The following is a 19426-nucleotide window of genomic DNA, read 5'->3' as shown; positions in this document are numbered from 1 at the left end:
CTAGTACTGGCAGTACCAGGTTCTAGAATCGGTTGATGCCCAACGAGGCTGCTCGCCGCGAACTCGGCGGGTTCCTGCGGGTCCGCCGCGAATCCGTCGACCGAGCCCAACACGGCTTGCCACCGATCCGCGGACGCCAGACCGGTTTGCGCCATGAAGAAGTCGCCTATCTGTCCTCGATCAGTGTCACCTGGTACACCTGGCTGGAGCAGGGCCGCGACATCAATCCGTCGCGGCAGGTGCTGGAGGCGATCGGCAGCGCCCTCGCCCTGTCACCGACCGATCAGGCGTATCTGCTTTCGCTGGCCGGATTTTCGTCCGGCGGCACACATCAGAACCTCCCGGCTCCCGGCGAGCCACCCGAGCACATCCAACGACTTCTGAACGCCTTCGGATCCTCCCCCGCATTCGCGATCGATCCGGACTGGGGCATCGTCGCCTGGAATCCCGCCTACGCAGCGCTCTATCCGCGGGTGCAGTCGGTGCCCGCCGACGAGCGAAACCTGTTGTGGCTGGTGTTCACCGACCCGTCGATCAAGGAACTGATGCCGGACTGGGACGTCGAAAGCCGACGGTTCGTCTCGGAGTATCGAATGCAGAACGGCGCCAGGCTCCATGACGGCCCCGTCACGCGGCTGCTCGACCGGTTACGCACAGCAAGCCCCGAGTTCGAAGGGACGTGGGACGACCACAGGATCGAGGGATTCCAGACCCGCGTCCGGCGGTTCCGCCATGCGGTGACCGGTGAGATGGATCTGGAATACCACCGGCTGTCGCCTGCCGATTTCCCGGACCTCAACATCGTGGTGTACACACCGGCGACGGCTCGGGCCGCCGAACAGCTCGGCCGGCTTGCCGACGGCCGGCCAGTCAGTCGCGGCTCGTGAGCCACTCCACCGCCGACGGACTGAACAGCAGGCCCAGCGTCACCACCGCCAACAGGCCGACCAGCACGCCGTAGACGATGTGATGCGAGGTGACGACGTACCAGGCGACGGGCAACAACAGCAGGTTGGTGAGCACCGCGATGCCGCGACCCCACCGCCGTCCGGTGATCAGCGCCCAGCCGCCCGCGAGCACACCGCCGCCGATGAGCACGAACCAGATCGCGGTTCCGTAGCCGCTGACGATGTGCTGGTCGGCCCCGCCGACCGCGCGCACCACAAGCACGACGGCCATCACGAGCGCCGCCACCCCTTCCGCGGCGGTCAGGAAACCGGCGTACCTGACCGCTGGCGGCTGGATCACGACACCCGCCCCGCGAGGTAGCGCACCGCGTACTCGTATCCGGCCGCACCGGCGCCCGCGATCACCACTTCGGCCACCGCCGACACATACGAGTGGTGGCGGAACGCCTCGCGACGGTGGATGTTGCTCAGGTGCACTTCGACAACCGGTCGCTCCACGGCGGTCAAGGCGTCCGGGATCGCGACCGACGTGTGGCTGTAGGCACCGGGATTGATGATGATGCCCGCGCAGTCGGTGCGGGCGGCGTGGATCGCGTCGATCAGCTCGCCCTCGTGGTTGCTCTGCACCGCGCGCACGTCGAACCCGAGTTCGGCGGCCAGCTCGGTCACCGCGTGTTCGATGTCGGCGAGCGTGGTGGAGCCGTAGATCTCGGGCTGCCTGGTGCCGAGCAGGTTGAGGTTCGGTCCGTTGACGAGCAGCAGGCGGCGATCGGTCACATGCGTACGGTACCGACGCCACCGCGCTGCGCGGCAAGGCGTACCGGCGCGTTGTCGGTGCCGTAGCCGTCGTATCCCCCGAACCGCTGGACGAACTCGAAGAACACCGTGCCGACCGTGCGGGTGTAGAAGTGGATGAAATGTCCCCCGTCAGGGCTGCGGTCGTAGAGCAGGTTGAGCTCGCGCAGCTCGGCAACGGTGTCGTCGGGCAGGCCGAACCGTCCCGACAGGTAGTCGTAGTAGTTGTCCGGCACCGTCAGGAACACCAGTCCGGCGGCCGCGGCGGCACGAGCCAGCGCGACGACGTCCGAACAGGCGAACGCGATGTGCTGCGGCAGGCCGGCACCGTCGAGGATGTGCGGGGCGACGTTGAGCGGCAACCGCACCGACGAGTCCGCATTGCGCATCACCTGGCTGCGGACCAAGCCGGTCGGGCCCGGCACGTCGGCAGGCGCGTCGGCAGTCATGCCGAACACGCTCGTCAGAAACAGCCTCGCGTCCTCGGCGGTCTGCCACGGCTGGGTCAGGTTCACGTGGTCGATCACGCTGACGAAGCTCGGGCCCGCTTCCGGCAGGCCGCGTTCGAATTCCGCGACCCAAGCGGGGATTCCGTCGCCGGCCGGCTCGGTGACCCAGAAGAAACCGGTGCCGTCGGGAGCAACCGCACCGCCGAACGGCTGCTCGGCCGCGAACGTGCGCCGGTAGGCCACGGGCGCCATCAGCTCGGCGGCCCGTTTGGAGGTCGCGTCGGCGTCGGGAACCTGAAGGCCGACGGCGGCGACGTGCGGCACCTCGTCGCGCGCCTGCTGCTCGTTGAGCACGACGCGCGCTCCGCCGGCCGACCACAGCGACACCGGCTTGGTACGGTGCCTGCCGCGCGGCGTGAAGCCGAGTTGGCCGAGCAGGACCTCGACCTCGCTGGTGTCTTCGGCTTTGATCTCGACGAAGTCGAAGGCGGTGGGAGGTTTGGCGTCGGTGAGCGTCGACGACACCTGGTCACGCAACCACAGCAGCGACCGCAACGCGTGCACGGCGGTGTGGCCCGGGTCGGTTTGGCGGAAGGTGTCGTTGAAGACCTCAAGCGACAGCGGGCCGGTGTAGCCGGTGTCGAGGGTGTACTGGACGAACTCGGCCAAGTCGAAGGCGCCTTCACCAGGGAACAGCCGGTGGTGGCGGCTCCAGGACAACACGTCCATGTTGAGTGCCGGGGCATCGGCGAGCTGCAGGTAGAAGATCTTTCGTCCGTCGATGTCGGCGATCGCCGCCGGATCGTGCCCTCGGGACAGCACATGGAAGCTGTCGAGGCAGATTCCCACCGCCGGGTGGTCGGCGAGCTGCACGATCCGCCAGGCCCGGCGGTAGTCGTCGATGAACCGGCCCCAGGCCAGCGCCTCGAACGCGATGCGGATGCCGTAGGTGGCGGCCAGATCGCCGATGCGGCGCAGTTGGCCGGCGGAGACCTCATCGGAGTCGACGCTGGCGGTCGCGACGTTGCTGCAGACGAGCACGGTGTCGATGCCGAGGCGCTGCGCCGTCGCAAACGTGGCACCGGCGCGGCGCAGGTTGTCGGCGAAGGTCACCTCGTCGACCCCCTCAAGATCGCGCAGCGGCTGATAGAGGTCGAGCGACAGCCCGAGGCGGTGTGCGAGATGCCGGATCTCCTCGGGCGAGTGCTCGCTGGCGATCAGGTCGGGTTCGAAGATCTCCACGCCGTCGAATCCGGCGTCGGCACAGGCGTGCAGTTTTTCGACGAGCGATCCGGACAGCGAGACCGTGGCGATCGACGTCTTCATCATTCCTCCTGTGACGGGGGCCACTACCGACCTCAATGTACCAAATGGTTAATTGAGGCGGAAGAGTTGCGCAGGCATGGACGCCCGCCCCAGTAAGCTCTGCCGACATGGCCGCCAAGCCGAAAGCCGAACTGCAACGCGATGCCGAACGCACGCGGGCGGAGCTGCTGGAGGTGGCCACCGAGGTGTTCGCCGAATCCGGATACTCAGGGGCGCGCGTCGACGAGATCGCCGAGCGCACCCGCACGACGAAGCGGATGATCTACTACTACTTCGGCGGCAAGGAGCAGCTGTATCTTGCCGTCCTGGAAAACGCCTACCGCGGCATCCGCGCTGCTGAGCAGCGGTTGCGCGTCGATCACGCCAATCCCGTGATCGCGATCCGCAGGCTCGCCGAGGTGACGTTCGACCACCACATCGCCCACGACGCGTTCATCCGGCTGGTGTCCATCGAGAACATCCATCGCGGCGAGTTCATCCGGCAGTTGCGCGAACTCCCGGACCTCTCCCGGCCCGCGACGTCACTGCTCGACGAGATCCTGCGCGACGGGCGTGAAGCGGGCGTGTTCCGCGACGACGTCGACGCGCTCGACGTGCACCTGGTGATCAGCTCGTACTGCGTGTTCCAGGTCGCCAACCGCTACACCTTCGGTTACCTCTTCGACGTCGACCTCACCGAGACGTCGCAGCGCGCTCACCTGCGTCGCATGCTCGGCGACATGGTGGTCGGCTGGCTCACCAGCCGGCCGTAACAGCGCCTCGGCGAGAGCCACCTCACATCCGCCTCTTGACGCGACGCGCAACACAGTGCTCTACTTTGCGAACGTACTAGTTCGTACATTAAGGAAGGCACCTGATGACCCCCAAGTCGGATGCAGGGCGGCCCTACCTCGTAGGCCTCGTTGGCACCGGTGTGGGTCCCTCTCTGACGCCCGCCCTGCACATGGCCGAAGGCCGCGCGCAGGGCTTGGACTACGTCTACCGGACCATCGACCTCAACGCGTGCGGGATCGCGCCCCACCAAATCGGCGAGGTGCTGGCGTGGGCGCGGACCCTTGGCTACGACGCACTGAACATCACCCACCCGTGCAAGCAGCTCGTCCTGGACCATCTCGACGACGTCGACGAAACCGCGCGCACGCTCGGCGCGGTCAACACCGTCGTCTTCGACCGCGGGCGCGCCATCGGATACAACACCGACACCACCGGATTCGCGCACGGATTCACCGGGGGCCTGCCGGGGGTTCCGATGGCCTCCGCCGTGCTGGTCGGCGCAGGCGGCGCGGGTTCTGCCGTCGGCGACGCGCTGTTGCGCATCGGCGTCGGCCACCTGACCGTCGTCGACCTCGACGTCGACCGGGCCGCCGCACTGGCCCACGAACTCGCCGACCGCCACGCGTTGTCGCGCGTCGACGCATCGTCACTCGACAAACTCTCGGTGCTGTTGCCCGACACCGACGGCGTCGTGCACGCGACGCCGACGGGCATGGCCGAACACCCCGGTCTGCCGTTCGACGCGGCCCTGCTGCACCCCGGCCTGTGGGTGGCCGACATCGTCTACCGCCCCCTCGACACGGCGCTGCTCCAGGCGGCCCGGGCAGCCGGCTGCCGGACCCTCGACGGCGGCCATATGGCCGTATACCAAGCCGTCGACGCCTTCGCCCTGATCACCGGACTCACCCCCGACGCCGACAGAATGTCGGCCCACTTTCGCGATCTCGTCGCTCAAACCGCCGCGTGAAGCCCCACCGCCCAGCACAATTCGCTAAGGAGCAGTTGATGACCACCACCGCATCCCGGTCTGACGGGCCGGGCGCACGCACCCCGAAGCGGGCCGCGCTGGCCAGCTTCATGGGTAGCGCCGTCGAGTACTACGACTTCTTCCTGTTCGGATCGGCTGCCGCACTGATCTTTCCGCACGTGTTCTTCCCCTCCGACGACGAAGCGGCGCTCGTGATGTCGTTCGCGACGTTCGGGTTCGCCTACGTGGCCCGCCCGGTGGGCGCGTTCATCCTCGGCCACTTCGGCGACCGGATCGGTCGCCAGCGCGTGCTGATGTTCACGCTGGTGCTGATGGGCCTGTCGACATTCCTGATCGGCTGCCTGCCGAGCTTCGACACGATCGGGTGGGCCGCCCCCGCGCTGCTGGTCGTCTGCCGCCTGATGCAGGGTTTGTCGGCCGCCGGCGAGCAGGCCGGCGCCAGCTCACTGACCCTTGAGCACTCCCCCGATCACCAGCGCGCGTTCTTCACCTCGTGGACGCTGACCGGAACCCAGGGCGGCCTGATCCTCGCCTCGCTCGTCCTGATTCCGTTCGTGTCGCTGCCCGACGAGGCCAAATACGGCTGGGGCTGGCGGGTTCCGTTCTGGCTGAGCGCCGTCGTGGTGGTCGTGGCGTACTTCATCCGCCGCCAGCTGCACGAGACACCGCAGTTCACTGAGGCCAAGGCCGCGGGCACGATCGCGCGGGTGCCGCTGGTGCCGCTGCTGCGCAATCATTGGCGCGACGTGCTGCGCGTGATCCTGTGCGCGTTCATCGCGGCCGTCTCGACGGTCTTCGGCAACCTGGCGATCGCCTACGGCAAGAAGGTCGGCCTGGACGCCGACGTCACGCTGTGGCTCGTCGTCGTCGCCAACGTCGTCGCGCTCGGCACCCAACCGATGTTCGGCATCCTCGCCGACCGTATCGGGCGCAAGCCGGTATTCATCTACGGCGCACTGTCATCGGCCGCGCTGATGCCGTTCTACATGCTGTCGATGAGCGGCGGGAACCAGCTGTTGACGTTCGCGCTCGCGGTGGCCACGTTCTCGTTCGGCTACGCCGCCGCCAACGCGGTGTGGCCGGCTTTCTACGGCGAGATGTTCTCGACGCAGGTCCGCTTCTCCGGCATGGCGATCGGCACCCAATTGGGCTTCTTGGTCGCCGGTTTCGCACCGTCGATCGTCACCGCGATGGGCGGTGTGCGCGAAGGTGGCTGGGTGGTGATCAGCATCTTCACCGCCGTCGTCTGCCTGATCGCCGCGGGTGCGGCGCTGACCGCACGCGAAACCAAGGACATCCCCACCGACATGCTGGGGCACAAGGTTCCGGGCTCCGCGAAAGAGCTTGTGCACCACTGATTCACCGCATCGATCAGAGCAGGCGCCCGATTCCCCGCGCGGCGACCTGCAAGGCGCCGAGCAACCGCTGGCGGTCGCGTTTGAGGGTGGGCACCACCACCCCGATCGCGGCCGCCACGGTGTCGTCTGAGGCCCGGATCACCGGCACCGCCATCGAGCACGCACCGAGCGACATCTCCTCGACGGTCGTGGCCACGCCGTCGCGCCGGATCTGTTCGAGTTGTGCCACAAGCACATTGGGCGTGGTGATCGTGTAGGGCGTGACCCGCGTGAGGTTGGCCAGCGCCTGCCGCTCGACATCTTTCGGGGCATGGGCGAGCAGAACCTTGCCGACACCCGTGCAATGCAGGGGTAACCGACTGCCGACCGTGCTGACGATCGGCACCGATGCACGGCCCGACATGCGCTCCAGATACAAAACCTGGGCGCCGTCACGTACGGCCAGATGCACCGTCGCCAGCGTGGCCGCATATACGTCGTGCAGAAAAGGCTCCGCCGCTTGCTTGAGCCTGCCCTCGACCGGGGCACGCAGACCGGCCTCCCACAAGAGCCTGCCGATGACGTAGCGCCCGTCCGCACGGCGGTCCAGAGCCGCGCCCGCGACGAGCTCCGCCGCCAGTCGAGAAGCGGTGGGAAGCGCGAGATTCGCGCGCTGCGCAAGCTCTGTCAGGGTAAGCGCACGGTGCCGTTCATCGAAGGCGGCGATGATCGCCAGCAGCCGCGACGCCACGGTGGCGCCAGGAACCGAAGTGTTGCCGGCCATCCGCACATTCCTTTCACTGAGCGAAAGTCTAGTCTTCCCCAGAACCCCTGGGGTAATTAGCGTCACATCCATGACAGCCCCCATCGACACCAATCCCGACAGTGCGTCGGCGAGCCAGGCGGAGATCAACGCCGAGATCGCCGCCATCGAAACCGGGTATCTGCAAACCGGTATCGAGGAGACACAGCCGCGTCTGGACTACGCGCCCTACCGCAGCAGCCTGTTGCGCCACCCCACCAAAGATCTACACCACGCCGACCCGGAGACCATCGAGACATGGGCCCCGGTGTTCGGAGCGCGAGACGTGCACCCACTGGAAGCGGATCTGACGATCCAGCACGACGGTGAGCCGATCGGCGAGCGGATGGTGGTGACCGGACGCATCGTCGACGGCGAAGGACGGCCGGTGCGCCGTCAGCTCGTCGAAATCTGGCAAGCGAATTCGGCCGGGCGCTACATCCACAAACGCGACCAGCACCACGCGCCGATCGATCCCAACTTCACCGGCGTCGGGCGGTGCCTCACCGACGACGACGGCACCTACCGATTCACCACCATCAAGCCGGGCCCCTACCCGTGGAAGAACCACCGCAACGCCTGGCGTCCGGCGCACATCCACTTCTCCTTGTTCGGAACCGATTTCACGCAACGGATGATCACCCAGATGTACTTTCCGGGCGATCCCCTGTTCGCGCTGGACCCGATCTACCAGTCGATCACCGATCAGAAGGCCCGTGACCGGTTGGTCGCTGCCTACGACCACGACGTCACGACCCATGAGTGGGCCACCGGATACCGCTGGGACATCGTCCTGACCGGCGCACACCGCACGCACTTCGAGGAGGACTGACATGGGCACACTCCTGACCGCCACCCCGGGCCAGACCATCGGCCCCTTCTATGGCTACGCACTTCCGTACGACCGGGGCAATGAGCTTGTGCCGCCGGGCGTTCCGGGATCCATCCGATTCCACGGCCAGGTCACCGACGGCCAGGGCAAGCCGGTACCCGATGTGATGCTGGAGATCTGGCAGGCCGACGGCGACGGGAAGGTCGCCCGGTCGGGCGGCTCGCTGCATCGGGACGGCTGGACGTTCACCGGCTGGGGCCGGGTGTCCACCGACGACGAAGGCCACTACAGCTTCACGACGGTCGAGCCCGGCGCGACCGATCCAGGCCGTGCTCCGTTCATCGCCGTCACCGTGTTCGGCCGCGGACTGCTCAACCGCTTGTTCACCCGCGCGTACGTGCCCGGGCCCGATTGCGCCGATGAGCCGCTGTTGACGCGTCTGCCCGAGGACCGCCGCCAGACCCTGATCGCCGAACGCGACACGCAAGGGCTGCGATTCGACATCCGGCTGCAGGGCGCGAACGAAACCGTCTTCCTGCGCTTCTCGGGCCAATGAGCGATCTGTTCTGGCCGGGTGACCACCGGGCCGGTGACGTGATGAGCACCGCCGCTTTCCTGGACGCCCTGGTGGCCGCCGAGAACGCCTGGCTGGCAGTACTTGTCGACTCCGGCATCGCGCCACGTGCGGCCGCGGCCGATCTGCGTGCCCTGATTCGTCCCGGCGACCTCGACGAGATCGCCGCCGGTGCCGAACGCGACGGCAACCCGGTCACCGGGCTGGTGGCCTTGCTGCGGTCCCGGGCCGATGGCGAGGCATCTCAGTGGCTGCACCGAGGCCTGACGAGCCAGGACGTACTCGACACGGCCCTCGTGCTGTGCCTGCGTGACGCCATGAAGACCATCACCGACGACATCGGTCTGCAGCTTCACGCCTTGGTGGAACTGACCGAGAAACACCGCGGCACCCCGATGCTGACCCGCACCCTGACTCAGCCCGCGCTACCGGGCACCGCAGGCCGAAAGTTCTCGGTTTGGCTGACCGCCGTTCTCGATGCCGCCGAAGGACTGAAAGCATTGCCGCCCTTGCCCGTTGCGGGCGGTGGCGCGGCCGGAACCCTTGCCGCCGCCACCGAGCTCGCCGGATCACCCGAGGCCGCGTTGGCGTTGACCCGGCGATGGGCGGACGGTCTCGGACTCGCAGCGGCCCTCCCTGGCACACCACGCGTTCGGTGATCACGCGGGCCGGTGATGCCTTGGTCGGCTGCTGCGACGCCTGGGGGCACCTGGCCAACGACATCGCCGCCGCAACCCGTACCGGCGAGCTGTACGAAGGGTCCGGCGGTGGCTCATCGACCATGCCGCACAAGAACAATCCGGTACTCACCGTCCTGCTGCGCCGGGCGGCACTGACCGCACCCCCACTGGGCGCCACGCTGCACGCGGCATCGGCGGCGAGTGTCGACGAACGCTCCGACGGCGGATGGCACGCCGAATGGGCCACGCTTGCCACGCTGACGCGGCGCACCGTGGTGGCCGCGTCGGAGGCCGCCGACCTGCTGGCCGGGCTGCGAGTGGGCACCGACCGCGCTGCCGCCAACCTCGCTGCCGCACAAGACATTCGCGCCGAACAACGGAAGATGGCGGAATTGACCGGCCGAGAACCCGCGCCGGGCTATCTGGGCGCCACCGACCTCTTGATCGACACCGCGCTGGAACGCGCACGCCACTATCTGAAGGATGCACGATGACCACCCATGAGGACGGCATGACCGTGCGCCGCGAGGTACTCGGCGACGATCACGTCGATCGCGCCGTGGCGGCCACAACGGATTTCACCGCGGACTTCCAAGACCTCATCACCCGGTATGCGTGGGGCGAGATCTGGACGCGGCCCGGCCTGGACCGGCGGTCACGCTCGATGATCACCCTCACCGCGATGATCGCGCGTGGCCACCACGACGAATTGGCCATGCACGTGCGCGCCGCCCTGCGCAACGGGCTGACCGTCGACGAGATCAAGGAAGTCCTGTTGCAGAGTGCGATCTACTGCGGAGTGCCCGACGCCAACACGGCGTTTCGGATCGCGGGCAGGGTGCTCGCCGAGGAGGCATGATAATCGGGGGGTGCCGCCTACCGAAGCCTGCCCATGCGGATCGGGCGCCGACTACGACGCCTGTTGCGGTCCACTGCATCGTGGCGAGCATGCCGCCACCGCCCTGGCGCTGATGCGCTCACGGTTCAGCGCGTTCGCGGTCGGTGGCGCCGAGTACCTGATGGCGACCTGGCATCACACCACGCGCCCGAAGACGCTCACGCTCGACGACACCGTCGTCTGGCGGCGGTTGCAGATCGTCGACGCCGAAGCCGGTGGCGGTGACGACGCTCACGGCGTCGTCGAGTTCCGCGCGCAGTACGCGAGCGGCGGAAAACGGCACATCCTGCACGAACGCAGCCGGTTCGCCCGTACCGGCGGAAGGTGGATGTACGTCGACGGCGATCTGTTGGACTGACGGTCCTTCACATTGCCCGGATAGGGTGGTGCCCCGTGCGCGCCGTGCTGATCGTCAACCCGAACGCGACCTCGACCACCCCTGCCGGGCGTGACCTCCTCGCCCACGCACTCGAAAGCCGCGTCACGCTCACCGTCGCGCATACCGACCATCGCGGTCACGCGATCGAGATCGCCCGCGATGCCGCGCGCGACGGCGTCGACGTGCTGATCGTCCACGGCGGTGACGGGACGGTGAACGAAGTGGTCAATGGCGTGCTGCCGGCCTGCGGCACCCGTCCGGATGCCGCATCGGCGCCCGCGGTCGCGGTGGTGCCGGGTGGCTCGGCCAACGTGTTCGCCCGCGCCCTCGGCATCAGCCCGGACCCGATCGAGGCGACGAACCAGCTCGTCGACCTGCTCAGCGACTACCGCAAGGGCCGGCCGTGGCGGCGGATCGGCTTGATGGACTGCGGCGAGCGGTGGGGCGTGTTCACCGCGGGCATGGGCGTCGACGGCGACGTCGTGGCGGCCGTGGAAGCGCAGCGCGCCAAGGGACGCAAAGTCACCGCGGGCCGCTACATCCGGGTGGCGGTTCGGCAGTTCCTGGCGAGCGCCCGCAAGGAGCCGGAACTGACGCTGCACCTGCCCGGCATCGAACCGATCACCGGCGTGCATTTCGCGTTCGTGTCCAACTCCAGCCCGTGGACGTACGCCAACACCCGCCCGGTGTGGACCAATCCGGGCACGACGTTCGAGACGGGGCTGGGCGTGTTCGCGACGACGAGCATGAACCTCTGGGCGAACCTGCGCCTCGTACGCCAGATGGTCGCCAAGAATCCGCGGATCACCGGCAAGCACCTGATCCGCAACGACGACGTCTCGACCGTGACAGTGACGAGCGACACGCCCGTTTCGTGCCAGATCGACGGGGATTACGCCGGTTTGCGCGAAAGTGTGACCTTCACCGCGGTTCCGGACGCTCTGTGCGTGGTCGCACCACCGGCAAAACCGCTCTGAGCTGGGAGAATAATCTCACACCCGGCAATTTAGGGCGCAGGTGGGTTCAGTGTAGTACAAACGAATGAGGGTTCTGGTAACAGCCCTACGTAGTGACATTGCCCACGTGTTAACTCACTGCTATTGACATCTGTTCAGCCTGTGAAAGCATCGGATGCAACAGTGCAGAAACATTTCGTGTGCACGCGTTAACAGCCGAAGAAAAACTCGTGCGCTTCGCTGCGCACACATGACAAATCTGACGAGGAGTTTGATCTTATGGATTGGCGCCACAAGGCGGTCTGTCGCGACGAGGATCCGGAGCTGTTCTTCCCCGTGGGGAACAGCGGCCCGGCGCTGGCCCAGATCGCCGACGCGAAGCTGGTGTGCAATCGCTGCCCGGTGACCACCGAGTGCCTCACCTGGGCCTTGGACTCCGGTCAGGACGCCGGCGTGTGGGGCGGGATGAGCGAGGACGAGCGTCGTGCGCTCAAGCGTCGCAACGCCCGCACCAAGGCTCGCACGGGAGTCTGAGCCTTCGCCCAGCTTCCCCGAAGCACCTACGGCCCCGACGAAAAAGTCGGGGCCGTAACCTTTTTCCCGACGAATTCAATAGCGAATTGAGTAATCGCCGTCACATTTCGCATTGACGAATCTGCCTATTTAATCGGCGTGGCTTGCACCCGGCCTGCCAACCGCCTGCGAGCTACCTGTGGCGCCGATTGTCACGCTGGAGTGGCTGTCGGCGCCCACCGCCACTCCAGCGTGACAATGGCGCAGCACGCGCACGGTCGGGACGCAGCGCGCACCACAGGGGCCAAAGCGGGCCTACTGAACGCCGCGGCTGCGCCTGCCGATGGGCACGCGCAGGACCACATCGGTACCCCCGGTCGGGACGTCGTGCATGCCCAGTGAGCCGTCGAGTTCGGCCGAGACAAGCGTCCGCACGATCTGCAGGCCCAACCGGTCGGATTTCTCCAGGCTGAACCCGGCGGGCAGCCCGCGCCCGTCGTCGTGCACGACGACGTCGAGCCACCGTGCCGAACGTTCGGCCCGGATGGTCACACAGCCCTGCGGTTGGCTGGTGTCGAAGGCGTGCTCGATGGCGTTCTGCACGAGCTCGGTGATCACCATGATCAGCGCGGTGGCGCGGTCGGCGTCGAGAACGCCGAGATCGCCCTCACGGTTGATCCGGATCGGCGTGTCCACAGACGCGACGTCGTTCATGATCGGCAGGATCCGGTCCACCACCTGATCGAGGTTGACCTCCTCGTCGACCGACATCGACAGCGCATCGTGCACGAGCGCGATGGACGACACCCGGCGCACCGATTCGATCAGCGCCTCACGGGCTTCGACGTTGTTGGTGCGCCGGGCCTGCAGCCGCAGCAGCGCCGCGACCGTCTGCAGATTGTTCTTCACCCGGTGGTGGATCTCGCGGATCGTGGCGTCCTTGCTGAGCAGTGCCCGGTCGCGCCGCTTGACCTCGGTGACGTCGCGGATCAGCACCGCGGCACCGACGGCAGCGCCGTGCACGACCAGCGGCAGGGTACGCAGCAGCACTGCAGCACCGCCCGCATCGACCTCCATGCGCATGCTCGAACCGCCGGCCAGCGAGTCACGCACGTGGTTGGCCAGCTCCTGCGCCTCGAACGGGTCGGAGATCAGCGGGCGCGTGACCGTGACGAGATTGTGCCCGTCGAGCTCGGACGCCAGGCCCATGCGGTGGTAGGCCGATATCGCGTTGGGGCTTGCGAACACCACGTCGCCGACCTCGTCGAGTCGGATGAATCCGTCGCCCACGCGCGGGCTGGACCGTGACATGGCCAGATCGCCGACGTTCGGGAACGTGCCCTCCGACAGCATGTGCAGCAGATCGGTCGCGCAGTCCAGGTAGGCACCCTCGAGCGGGCTGGCCATGCGGCGCGCGGCCAACGCGGTCTGGTGGGTCAACACGGCCACCACGCGGCCGCCGTGGCGGACGGGCACCGCCTCCACGTTCAGACCTGGCGCGTCGTACGAATCTCCTTGCGCGCCATCGCTTCCCCTGCCGATCGCGCCGGTCTCGAAGGCTGTGGTGACCACCGGGAGGTCCTCGGCGCCGGCCAGCGTGCCCACCGAATCGGCGAGCAACACCGTCGGGGCGGTGTTGGGCCGCACCTGCGCGACGCACACCAGCGCGCCGTCGTCGCGGCGCACCCACATCAGATAGTCGGCGAACGATAGATCGGCGAGCAGCTGCCACTCCCCGACCACCGCATGGAGGTGGTCGACGGCATTGCCGGGCAAGACCGTGTGCTCGGCGAGCAGATCACCGAGAGTGGACATCAGCCACCGCGCACGTGAGGAGCAACAAAATGGCTGGGCCCCGCAGAGTTAGTCGATCACCGCGATGAGGTCGCCGGCCTGGATGACATCGCCCTCGGCGACGTTGACCTTGGTGACCGTGCCGGCCACCTCGGCGAGCACCGGGATCTCCATCTTCATGGACTCGAGCAGCACCAGGGTGTCCCCTTCGCCGATCTGATCGCCCTCATGAACCACGACCTCGAGCACACTGGCCACGATTTCAGCGCGAACGTCCTCGGCCATCTTCACCCCACTCACTCCGGCTTGCTGTCTGCCTGCCGCCCTATATCGAACCACAACCCCGTGTGGAGGGAGGTGTCGCCGGGCCATGAGACACTTGGGAGCAAGCTCTAAACGTCTGGAGGAACATCATGGCCAAGCGCGGCCGCAAGAAGCGGGACCGTAAGCATTCGAAGGCGAACCACGGCAAGCGTCCCAACGCCTGACCTGTTCGCCCGTTAGCCCCGGATAATCGTGGTGCGGCTGATCTCGATGCGCAGCCGCTCACGCAAGCTATCCGGGGCTTTTTCACCGCTGCATTTGGCCGCGATCAGCCGCTTCACCCGTTCCTCGACCCCGTAATGCCGCAGGCAGGCCGGGCATTCTTCGAGGTGGTGCTTGAGCTTGTCACGACTTTCGGGCGTGCACTCACCGTCCAGCAGCGTCCATACCTCTGCGATCACCGCAGCGCAGTCCGGATGCTCGGGATCAACGGGCCCGATAGGCGGAGACCATCGCTCGTCCGACTCACGACCCTCGCTCATGACGACACCTCCTCGGGCTCACCAAGCTGTGGACCGCGAATGAAGCCGCGGTCCCTGGCCACATCGGACAGCAGGTCACGCAGCTGCTTGCGGCCGCGGTGCAGACGAGACATCACTGTCCCGATCGGCGTATCCATGATCTCGGCGATCTCCTTGTAGGGGAACCCCTCGACGTCGGCGTAGTACACCGCCATCCGGAATTCTTCGGGCAGGGCCTGCAGCGCCGCCTTGATCTCGGTGTCGGGCAGCGCCTCCAGCGCCTCCACCTCGGCCGAGCGCAGACCGGTCGACGAGTGCTCGGCGTTCGACGCCAGCTGCCAGTCGGTGATCTCGTCGGTCGGATACTCCGAAGGCTGCCGTTGCTTCTTGCGGTAGCTGTTGATGTAGGTGTTCGTCAGTATCCGGTACAGCCACGCCTTCAGGTTGGTGCCTTCGCGGAACGACCGGAAACCGGCATAGGCCTTGACCATGGTTTCCTGCAGCAGATCCTCGGCATCGGCCGGGTTGCGCGTCATGCGCAGCGCACCGCCGTAGAGCTGATCCAGCAGCGGGATCGCATCGCGTTCAAACCGCGCGGTGAGCTCGGCATCCGTCTCGTGCGTCGCTTCCGGCGTCTCGGGTTCTACCCGGTCGACGTCAGTCATCGTGGGAAACACCTTCCCTTCTGTTGCGGCGCCACCTGACGAGCCGGAATACCACGCGGTATCCGCCGGACGTTCCAGGCACACGGTTGGCACCAAAATCCCTCCTTAAGATCCTAGAGCCTGCTACCGACAAGTAGCGCCGACTGCCATCCGGCGCCGGTGCTGACAGCAATAACAGCACGCAGGGGCCCAGGTGTTCCCGGTTACGCTGACCGCGTGGCACGCGCAGCAACCCCGGCGATCGCGGCTCTGCTGGCCGCAGGCATCGACCACGAGGTGGTGGCCTACCACCACGATCCCCGCAACGATTCCTTCGGCGCCGAGGCGGTGGCCCAGCTCGCCGCGGACGGCATCGTGGCCGAGCAGGTCTTCAAGACTCTGGTGATCGCCCTGCCCAAAGGTCTCGCGGTGGCGGTGCTGCCGGTGCCCACCAAGCTGTCGCTGAAGGCCGCGGCCGCCGCACTTGGGGTTCCCAAGGCCGAGATGGCCGATCCGGCCGCCGCTCAGCGGTCCACGGGCTACGTGGTCGGCGGCATCTCGCCGCTGGGCCAGCGCAAACCGCTGCCCACCGTCGTCGACGCATCCGCGCTGCACTTCGACAAGGTGCTGTGCAGTGCCGGGAAGCGCGGCTGGGACGTCGCGCTCGCACCGGCCGACCTGATCCGGGCCACCAGCGCGGTCACCGCGGAAATCAGCGTTCCCGCTTAGTCTTTGACGTCGGAGGGGTGGCGCGCCAGCGGTGTCACGTGGATGTCCATGTACGGGAACAGCGGTAGGCCCGAGATGAGGTTGTGCAGTTCGTCGTTGCTCTCGACGTCGAAGATCGAGAAGTTCGAGTACTCCCCCACGATCCGCCAGATGTGCGGCCATTTCCCGGACCGCTGCAGCTGCTGCGAGTAGGCCTTCTCCCGCGCGACGAGGTGCGTGCGCGCGTCAGGGTCCATGTCGTGGGGAAGATGGACGTCCATCCGCACATGAAACAGCACGGGCGGCTCAGCTTTCCGGGTCGAGGACGAAGCCGTACTCGACGGTCTCGCCGCCACCGGGCCGCGGCACGGGCGCGAGCATCAACTCGGGTTTGACCGCGGTGGCGATGTCGTCGCCGTTGTGCGGATCACCCGGGAAGTACAGCTGCGCGGTGAGCAGTTCATGCCCGGGCGCCGAGACCTTCACGTGCAGGTGTGCCGGGCGCCACGCATGCCAGCCGGCGGCCGCGATGAGCTTGCCGCACGAGCCGTCGGTGGGAATCTGGTACGGCGCAGGCCGGATCGTGGTGATCCGGAACTTGCCGTCGGGCCCGGTCGAGATGCTGCCGCGCAGGTTCCATTCCGGGATACCGGGCGCGAACTGCGAGTAGAACCCGTCGGAATCGGCGTGCCAGAGTTCGACCTTGCCGGCCAGCGGACGCCCGTCGGTCGACGTGATCGTGCCCTCCCACACCAGCGGTGTGCCTGCCTCGCCGTCGCGCATGGGCAGCGTTGCGTCCGCGCCGAGTTCGGGCGCGTTCGGGACGTAGTACGGCCCCTCGATGCTGCCCTTGTTGCCGTGCCGGTGTGACGTCGCGACGTCCTCCACGACATGCTCGACCCAGACGTCGAGGAACAGCGGCCATTCGCCGTCCTGGCCGACGTTGATGAGCCAGGCCTTGAGCGCGTTGTACTCGTCGTAGGTCACTTTGTGCTTGCGGATGGTGTGGTGCACCGCGTCGAGGACCTCACGCGCAAGCATGTCGACGCGCTCGGCCGGAACGTCGCGGACCGCCTCGAACGGCGACTTGTCGGTGTGAAAGCGCTCGGTGGCCGACGCGCCCGAGGCGGCGGCTGACGCCTTTTCAACGGTTGTCATGTGAATTCCTTTCTCTCTACGGCGATTTGTGCACAGTCATCGGCGCCCAGCGCCGCTCAACGTGCACAAATCACAGGTCGGTGCGGTAGTGCGCGAGCTTGTCGGGATCGATGTCGACTCCGATGCCCGCGCCCGGCCTGCGGTGCAGCTGCCCGTCGGTGATCTGCAGCGGCGTGGTCAGCAGGTCATCGCTCATGTCCAGGAAGTTGGACAGCTCACCGGCGTAGCGCGACGTGCTCTCGTAGGCGGTGCCGAAGGCGATCGCGCAGGCGGTGCCGAGCTGTCCGTCGATCTGGTTGCCCATCACCATCTCCAGGCCGAGTCCTTCGGCGAGGTGATGTACCCGGGCCGAGCCGGTGAAGCCGGTGCGCGCAGTCTTGATGTTGATCGCGGTCGCCGAACCGCCAAGCACCTCGCGCGTGACGTCGGCCGGTGTCGGCACGGATTCGTCGGCGATGAACGGGATGTCGAGCTTCTCGACCAGCCAGCGCCGCCCGAGCACGTCGTCGGCCGGGCACAGCTCCTCGGCGAACAGCAGGTCGAGATCGGCCATCTCGCGCATCGCCCGCATGGATTCCGACGCCGACCAGCCGCGGTTGCCGTCGACATAGAGTTCGACATCCGATCCGAACCGTTCGCGCAGCGCACGGACGACCGCGGTGTCCAGCGACACCGGACGCCGCCCCACCTTGACCTTGAAGGTGCTGATACCGAACGCGTCTCGCATCCGTTCGGCCTCGGCGACCATCTTCGCCGGATCGTCGAAGCCGAGCATGTGGCTGACTCGCATGCGGTCGGTGTAGCCACCGAGCAGCTCGCTCACCGGCAGCCCGACGGTGCGCCCGAACGCATCCCACATCGCCATGTCGACCGCGGCTTTCGCGGTCGGGTTGCCGACCGTGCGGGCGAGCCGGGTGCCCGCGACCTCACGCTCGGTCAAGGCCAGACCGACGAGCGCGGGTGCGAAGATCTGGTCGATCACCGCGACGATGCCGGCCTGTGTCTCGCCGTACGTGAAGGGCCGCGGCGGCGCCTCGGCAACCCCGATGACGCCGTCGTCGGTGTGAACGCGCACCAAGACGTGTTCGGCGGCATGCACCTCGCCGGAGGCGAATCGCAACGGCTTGACATACGGGATCGCGAATGGAATCGCTTCAACCGCAGTGATTTTCACAGTTTCTCCTCAAGCGGCTCTCGGCGCAGCGCCGATGCAAGGATCTCGACGACGGTGTCGACGACCGGGTTGTCGGTATCCCGGCGCCAGGCCAGTGCGAGCTCGATGGTCCCGCCGTCGACGAGGTCGCGGAACACCACACCGTCCAGGGGCAGCGCCCGCACCGACTCGGGGACGACGGCCACACCCAGATCGGCGGCCACGAGCGCCAGCAGCACCGCGGTGCCCGGTGCGGCGTGCTCGCGGTGCGGGACGAAACCGGCGCTGCGGCAGCTGCGCAGCACCGCGTCGTTGACCGCGGAGTCACGACTGGCGTAGGCGATGAACGGTTCACTGCGGAGGTCGGTGAGCGAGACGACGGGTTCGACGGCAAGCCGGTGGTCGACCGAGACGGCGAGCACGAGCGATTCGACGTCGATGGTCGCCATCTCGATGCCCTCACCGACGGCGGGGGGCCGCAGCACGCCGAGATCCAGTGCGCCCGTTCGCAAACCGTCGCACTGTTCGGGGGTCAACATATCCGCCTGGATCTCGAGCGCCACAGCGGGCAGTTCGCGTTTGACCATGCGGGCGATGCGCGGCAGATGGGAAAACGCGGCGGTGCCGGTCAGTCCGAGCCGCAACAGGCCGCCGCGTCCACGGGCGATACGGCGCACCCCGCGCTCAGCGTCGTCGACGCCGGCCAGTATGCGAATTGCCTCGCCCCGCAGGAACTCTCCGGCCGCGGTCAGCGAGACCTGGCGCGTGGTCCGATTGAACAACGTCACGTCGAGCTCGGCTTCGAGCTGGCGAATCGCATACGACAGCGCGGGCTGCGCGACATGCAGCTGTTCGGCCGCCTGGCCGAAGTGGCAGGTGTCGGCCACGGCTGCGAAGTATCGAAGATGCCTGAGCTCCACGCTGCCCTCCTTCCGGCTGTCGAAGCGATTTGTGATGGGTGACACATCGACGG

24 protein-coding genes and 1 pseudogene are annotated in these 19426 nt (G+C 67.2%); 13 read left to right on the top strand and 12 right to left on the bottom strand.

All coding sequences use genetic code 11. From position 1 onward, the window contains the following. Positions 1-35: 35 nt before the first annotated feature. On the top strand, positions 36-887 hold the full coding sequence (locus AWC31_RS27405) for a helix-turn-helix transcriptional regulator (RefSeq protein ID WP_085147234.1): 852 nt from the start codon (positions 36-38) through the stop codon (positions 885-887). Here the strand turns inward: AWC31_RS27405 and AWC31_RS27400 are convergent. From AWC31_RS27400 to AWC31_RS27390, 3 genes are read right to left on the bottom strand one after another with little or no spacing between them, the layout of a single operon-like run. Continuing rightward, positions 871-1248, bottom strand: coding sequence for a hypothetical protein (locus tag AWC31_RS27400; RefSeq protein WP_085147232.1), 378 nt, complete (start codon positions 1246-1248; stop codon positions 871-873). The two genes, AWC31_RS27405 and AWC31_RS27400, sit on opposite strands and share 17 nt — an antisense overlap. After that, positions 1245-1685 carry a type II 3-dehydroquinate dehydratase gene (aroQ, locus tag AWC31_RS27395; protein ID WP_085147230.1) on the bottom strand — a complete coding sequence of 147 codons (441 nt, stop codon included), beginning with the start codon at positions 1683-1685 and terminating at the stop codon, positions 1245-1247. The genes AWC31_RS27400 and aroQ overlap by 4 nt, the downstream gene beginning before the upstream one ends. Further along, complete coding sequence (locus AWC31_RS27390) at positions 1682-3478, bottom strand: bifunctional sugar phosphate isomerase/epimerase/4-hydroxyphenylpyruvate dioxygenase family protein (RefSeq protein ID WP_085147381.1); 1797 nt, start codon at positions 3476-3478, stop codon at positions 1682-1684. The genes aroQ and AWC31_RS27390 overlap by 4 nt, the downstream gene beginning before the upstream one ends. Before the next feature lie 107 nt (positions 3479-3585). Between AWC31_RS27390 and AWC31_RS27385 the strand changes: the two genes are divergently transcribed. From AWC31_RS27385 to AWC31_RS27375, 3 genes are all read left to right on the top strand, one after another. Continuing rightward, entirely contained in the window at positions 3586-4230 is a 645-nt protein-coding gene (locus tag AWC31_RS27385) for a TetR/AcrR family transcriptional regulator (RefSeq protein WP_067854484.1), read from the top strand. A 104-nt stretch (positions 4231-4334) separates the two neighbouring features. Next, entirely contained in the window at positions 4335-5219 is an 885-nt protein-coding gene (locus AWC31_RS27380) for a shikimate dehydrogenase (RefSeq protein WP_085147228.1), read from the top strand. A 38-nt stretch (positions 5220-5257) separates the two neighbouring features. Then, a complete protein-coding gene (locus tag AWC31_RS27375) occupies positions 5258-6598 on the top strand; it encodes an MFS transporter (RefSeq protein WP_067854491.1) in 1341 nt (446 codons plus the stop codon). 13 nt (positions 6599-6611) lie between these two features. Here the strand turns inward: AWC31_RS27375 and AWC31_RS27370 are convergent, their stop codons facing one another. Beyond that, positions 6612-7361, bottom strand: a complete 750-nt coding sequence (locus AWC31_RS27370; protein WP_085147226.1) for an IclR family transcriptional regulator — start codon at positions 7359-7361, stop codon at positions 6612-6614. 70 nt (positions 7362-7431) lie between these two features. On the opposite strand from AWC31_RS27370, the gene pcaH reads away from it, so the two are divergent. From pcaH to whiB1, 7 genes and pseudogenes are all read left to right on the top strand, one after another. After that, positions 7432-8211 carry a protocatechuate 3,4-dioxygenase subunit beta gene (gene pcaH, locus AWC31_RS27365; RefSeq protein WP_067854497.1) on the top strand — a complete coding sequence of 260 codons (780 nt, stop codon included), beginning with the start codon at positions 7432-7434 and terminating at the stop codon, positions 8209-8211. Between the two features lies 1 nt (position 8212). Continuing rightward, entirely contained in the window at positions 8213-8767 is a 555-nt protein-coding gene (gene pcaG / locus AWC31_RS27360) for a protocatechuate 3,4-dioxygenase subunit alpha (RefSeq protein WP_085147224.1), read from the top strand. Beyond that, positions 8764-9959, top strand: a pseudogene (locus AWC31_RS27355) (lyase family protein). Before pcaG ends, AWC31_RS27355 begins: the two are co-directional and overlap by 4 nt. Further along, a complete protein-coding gene (gene pcaC / locus AWC31_RS27350; protein ID WP_067854506.1) occupies positions 9956-10324 on the top strand; it encodes a 4-carboxymuconolactone decarboxylase in 369 nt (122 codons plus the stop codon). Before AWC31_RS27355 ends, pcaC begins: the two are co-directional and overlap by 4 nt. 10 nt (positions 10325-10334) lie before the next feature. Further along, positions 10335-10721 carry a YchJ family protein gene (locus AWC31_RS27345; RefSeq protein ID WP_085147222.1) on the top strand — a complete coding sequence of 129 codons (387 nt, stop codon included), beginning with the start codon at positions 10335-10337 and terminating at the stop codon, positions 10719-10721. Between the two features lie 35 nt (positions 10722-10756). After that, on the top strand, positions 10757-11719 hold the full coding sequence (locus AWC31_RS27340) for a diacylglycerol/lipid kinase family protein (RefSeq protein ID WP_085147220.1): 963 nt from the start codon (positions 10757-10759) through the stop codon (positions 11717-11719). A gap of 258 nt (positions 11720-11977) precedes the next feature. Then, positions 11978-12232: a transcriptional regulator WhiB1 gene (gene whiB1, locus AWC31_RS27335; RefSeq protein ID WP_003882795.1), complete on the top strand. Its 255-nt coding sequence runs from the start codon at positions 11978-11980 to the stop codon at positions 12230-12232. 294 nt (positions 12233-12526) lie between these two features. Here the strand turns inward: whiB1 and AWC31_RS27330 are convergent, their stop codons facing one another. After that, positions 12527-14026 carry a two-component system sensor histidine kinase PdtaS gene (locus AWC31_RS27330; RefSeq protein ID WP_067854515.1) on the bottom strand — a complete coding sequence of 500 codons (1500 nt, stop codon included), beginning with the start codon at positions 14024-14026 and terminating at the stop codon, positions 12527-12529. A 48-nt stretch (positions 14027-14074) separates the two neighbouring features. Next, positions 14075-14290, bottom strand: coding sequence for a biotin/lipoyl-binding carrier protein (locus tag AWC31_RS27325; RefSeq protein WP_029373615.1), 216 nt, complete (start codon positions 14288-14290; stop codon positions 14075-14077). A gap of 128 nt (positions 14291-14418) precedes the next feature. Here AWC31_RS27325 and AWC31_RS38330 point away from each other — a divergent pair, with 128 nt between their 5' ends. Beyond that, a complete protein-coding gene (locus tag AWC31_RS38330; RefSeq protein WP_011728008.1) occupies positions 14419-14493 on the top strand; it encodes a 50S ribosomal protein bL37 in 75 nt (24 codons plus the stop codon). A 12-nt stretch (positions 14494-14505) separates the two neighbouring features. Here the strand turns inward: AWC31_RS38330 and rsrA are convergent, their stop codons facing one another. Together rsrA and sigH are read right to left on the bottom strand one after the other, a co-directional pair. Then, complete coding sequence (gene rsrA, locus AWC31_RS27320; RefSeq protein WP_085147218.1) at positions 14506-14811, bottom strand: mycothiol system anti-sigma-R factor; 306 nt, start codon at positions 14809-14811, stop codon at positions 14506-14508. Next, positions 14808-15455 carry a sigma-70 family RNA polymerase sigma factor SigH gene (gene sigH / locus AWC31_RS27315; protein ID WP_067854725.1) on the bottom strand — a complete coding sequence of 216 codons (648 nt, stop codon included), beginning with the start codon at positions 15453-15455 and terminating at the stop codon, positions 14808-14810. Before sigH ends, rsrA begins: the two co-directional genes overlap by 4 nt. A 216-nt stretch (positions 15456-15671) precedes the next feature. Between sigH and ybaK the strand changes: the two genes are divergently transcribed. Beyond that, positions 15672-16163 (top strand): Cys-tRNA(Pro) deacylase, encoded by a 492-nt coding sequence (gene ybaK, locus AWC31_RS27310; RefSeq protein WP_085147214.1) that lies wholly within the window; start codon positions 15672-15674, stop codon positions 16161-16163. Here ybaK and catC read toward each other — a convergent pair. The 4 genes from catC to AWC31_RS27290 form a co-directional block, all read right to left on the bottom strand. Further along, entirely contained in the window at positions 16160-16441 is a 282-nt protein-coding gene (catC, locus tag AWC31_RS27305) for a muconolactone Delta-isomerase (protein WP_085147212.1), read from the bottom strand. The genes ybaK and catC overlap by 4 nt on opposite strands. A 7-nt stretch (positions 16442-16448) precedes the next feature. Next, positions 16449-17300: a catechol 1,2-dioxygenase gene (gene catA / locus AWC31_RS27300; protein ID WP_085147210.1), complete on the bottom strand. Its 852-nt coding sequence runs from the start codon at positions 17298-17300 to the stop codon at positions 16449-16451. Positions 17301-17370: 70 nt separating this feature from the next. Then, positions 17371-18474: a mandelate racemase/muconate lactonizing enzyme family protein gene (locus tag AWC31_RS27295; protein ID WP_085147208.1), complete on the bottom strand. Its 1104-nt coding sequence runs from the start codon at positions 18472-18474 to the stop codon at positions 17371-17373. Further along, positions 18471-19373, bottom strand: a complete 903-nt coding sequence (locus AWC31_RS27290) for a LysR family transcriptional regulator (protein ID WP_085147380.1) — start codon at positions 19371-19373, stop codon at positions 18471-18473. The genes AWC31_RS27295 and AWC31_RS27290 overlap by 4 nt, the downstream gene beginning before the upstream one ends. Positions 19374-19426: the final 53 nt, after the last annotated feature.

This window comes from Mycolicibacterium wolinskyi (genome assembly GCF_002101965.1).
Taxonomy (GTDB): domain Bacteria; phylum Actinomycetota; class Actinomycetes; order Mycobacteriales; family Mycobacteriaceae; genus Mycobacterium; species Mycobacterium wolinskyi.
This window is presented reverse-complemented; position numbering and strand designations above follow the sequence as displayed.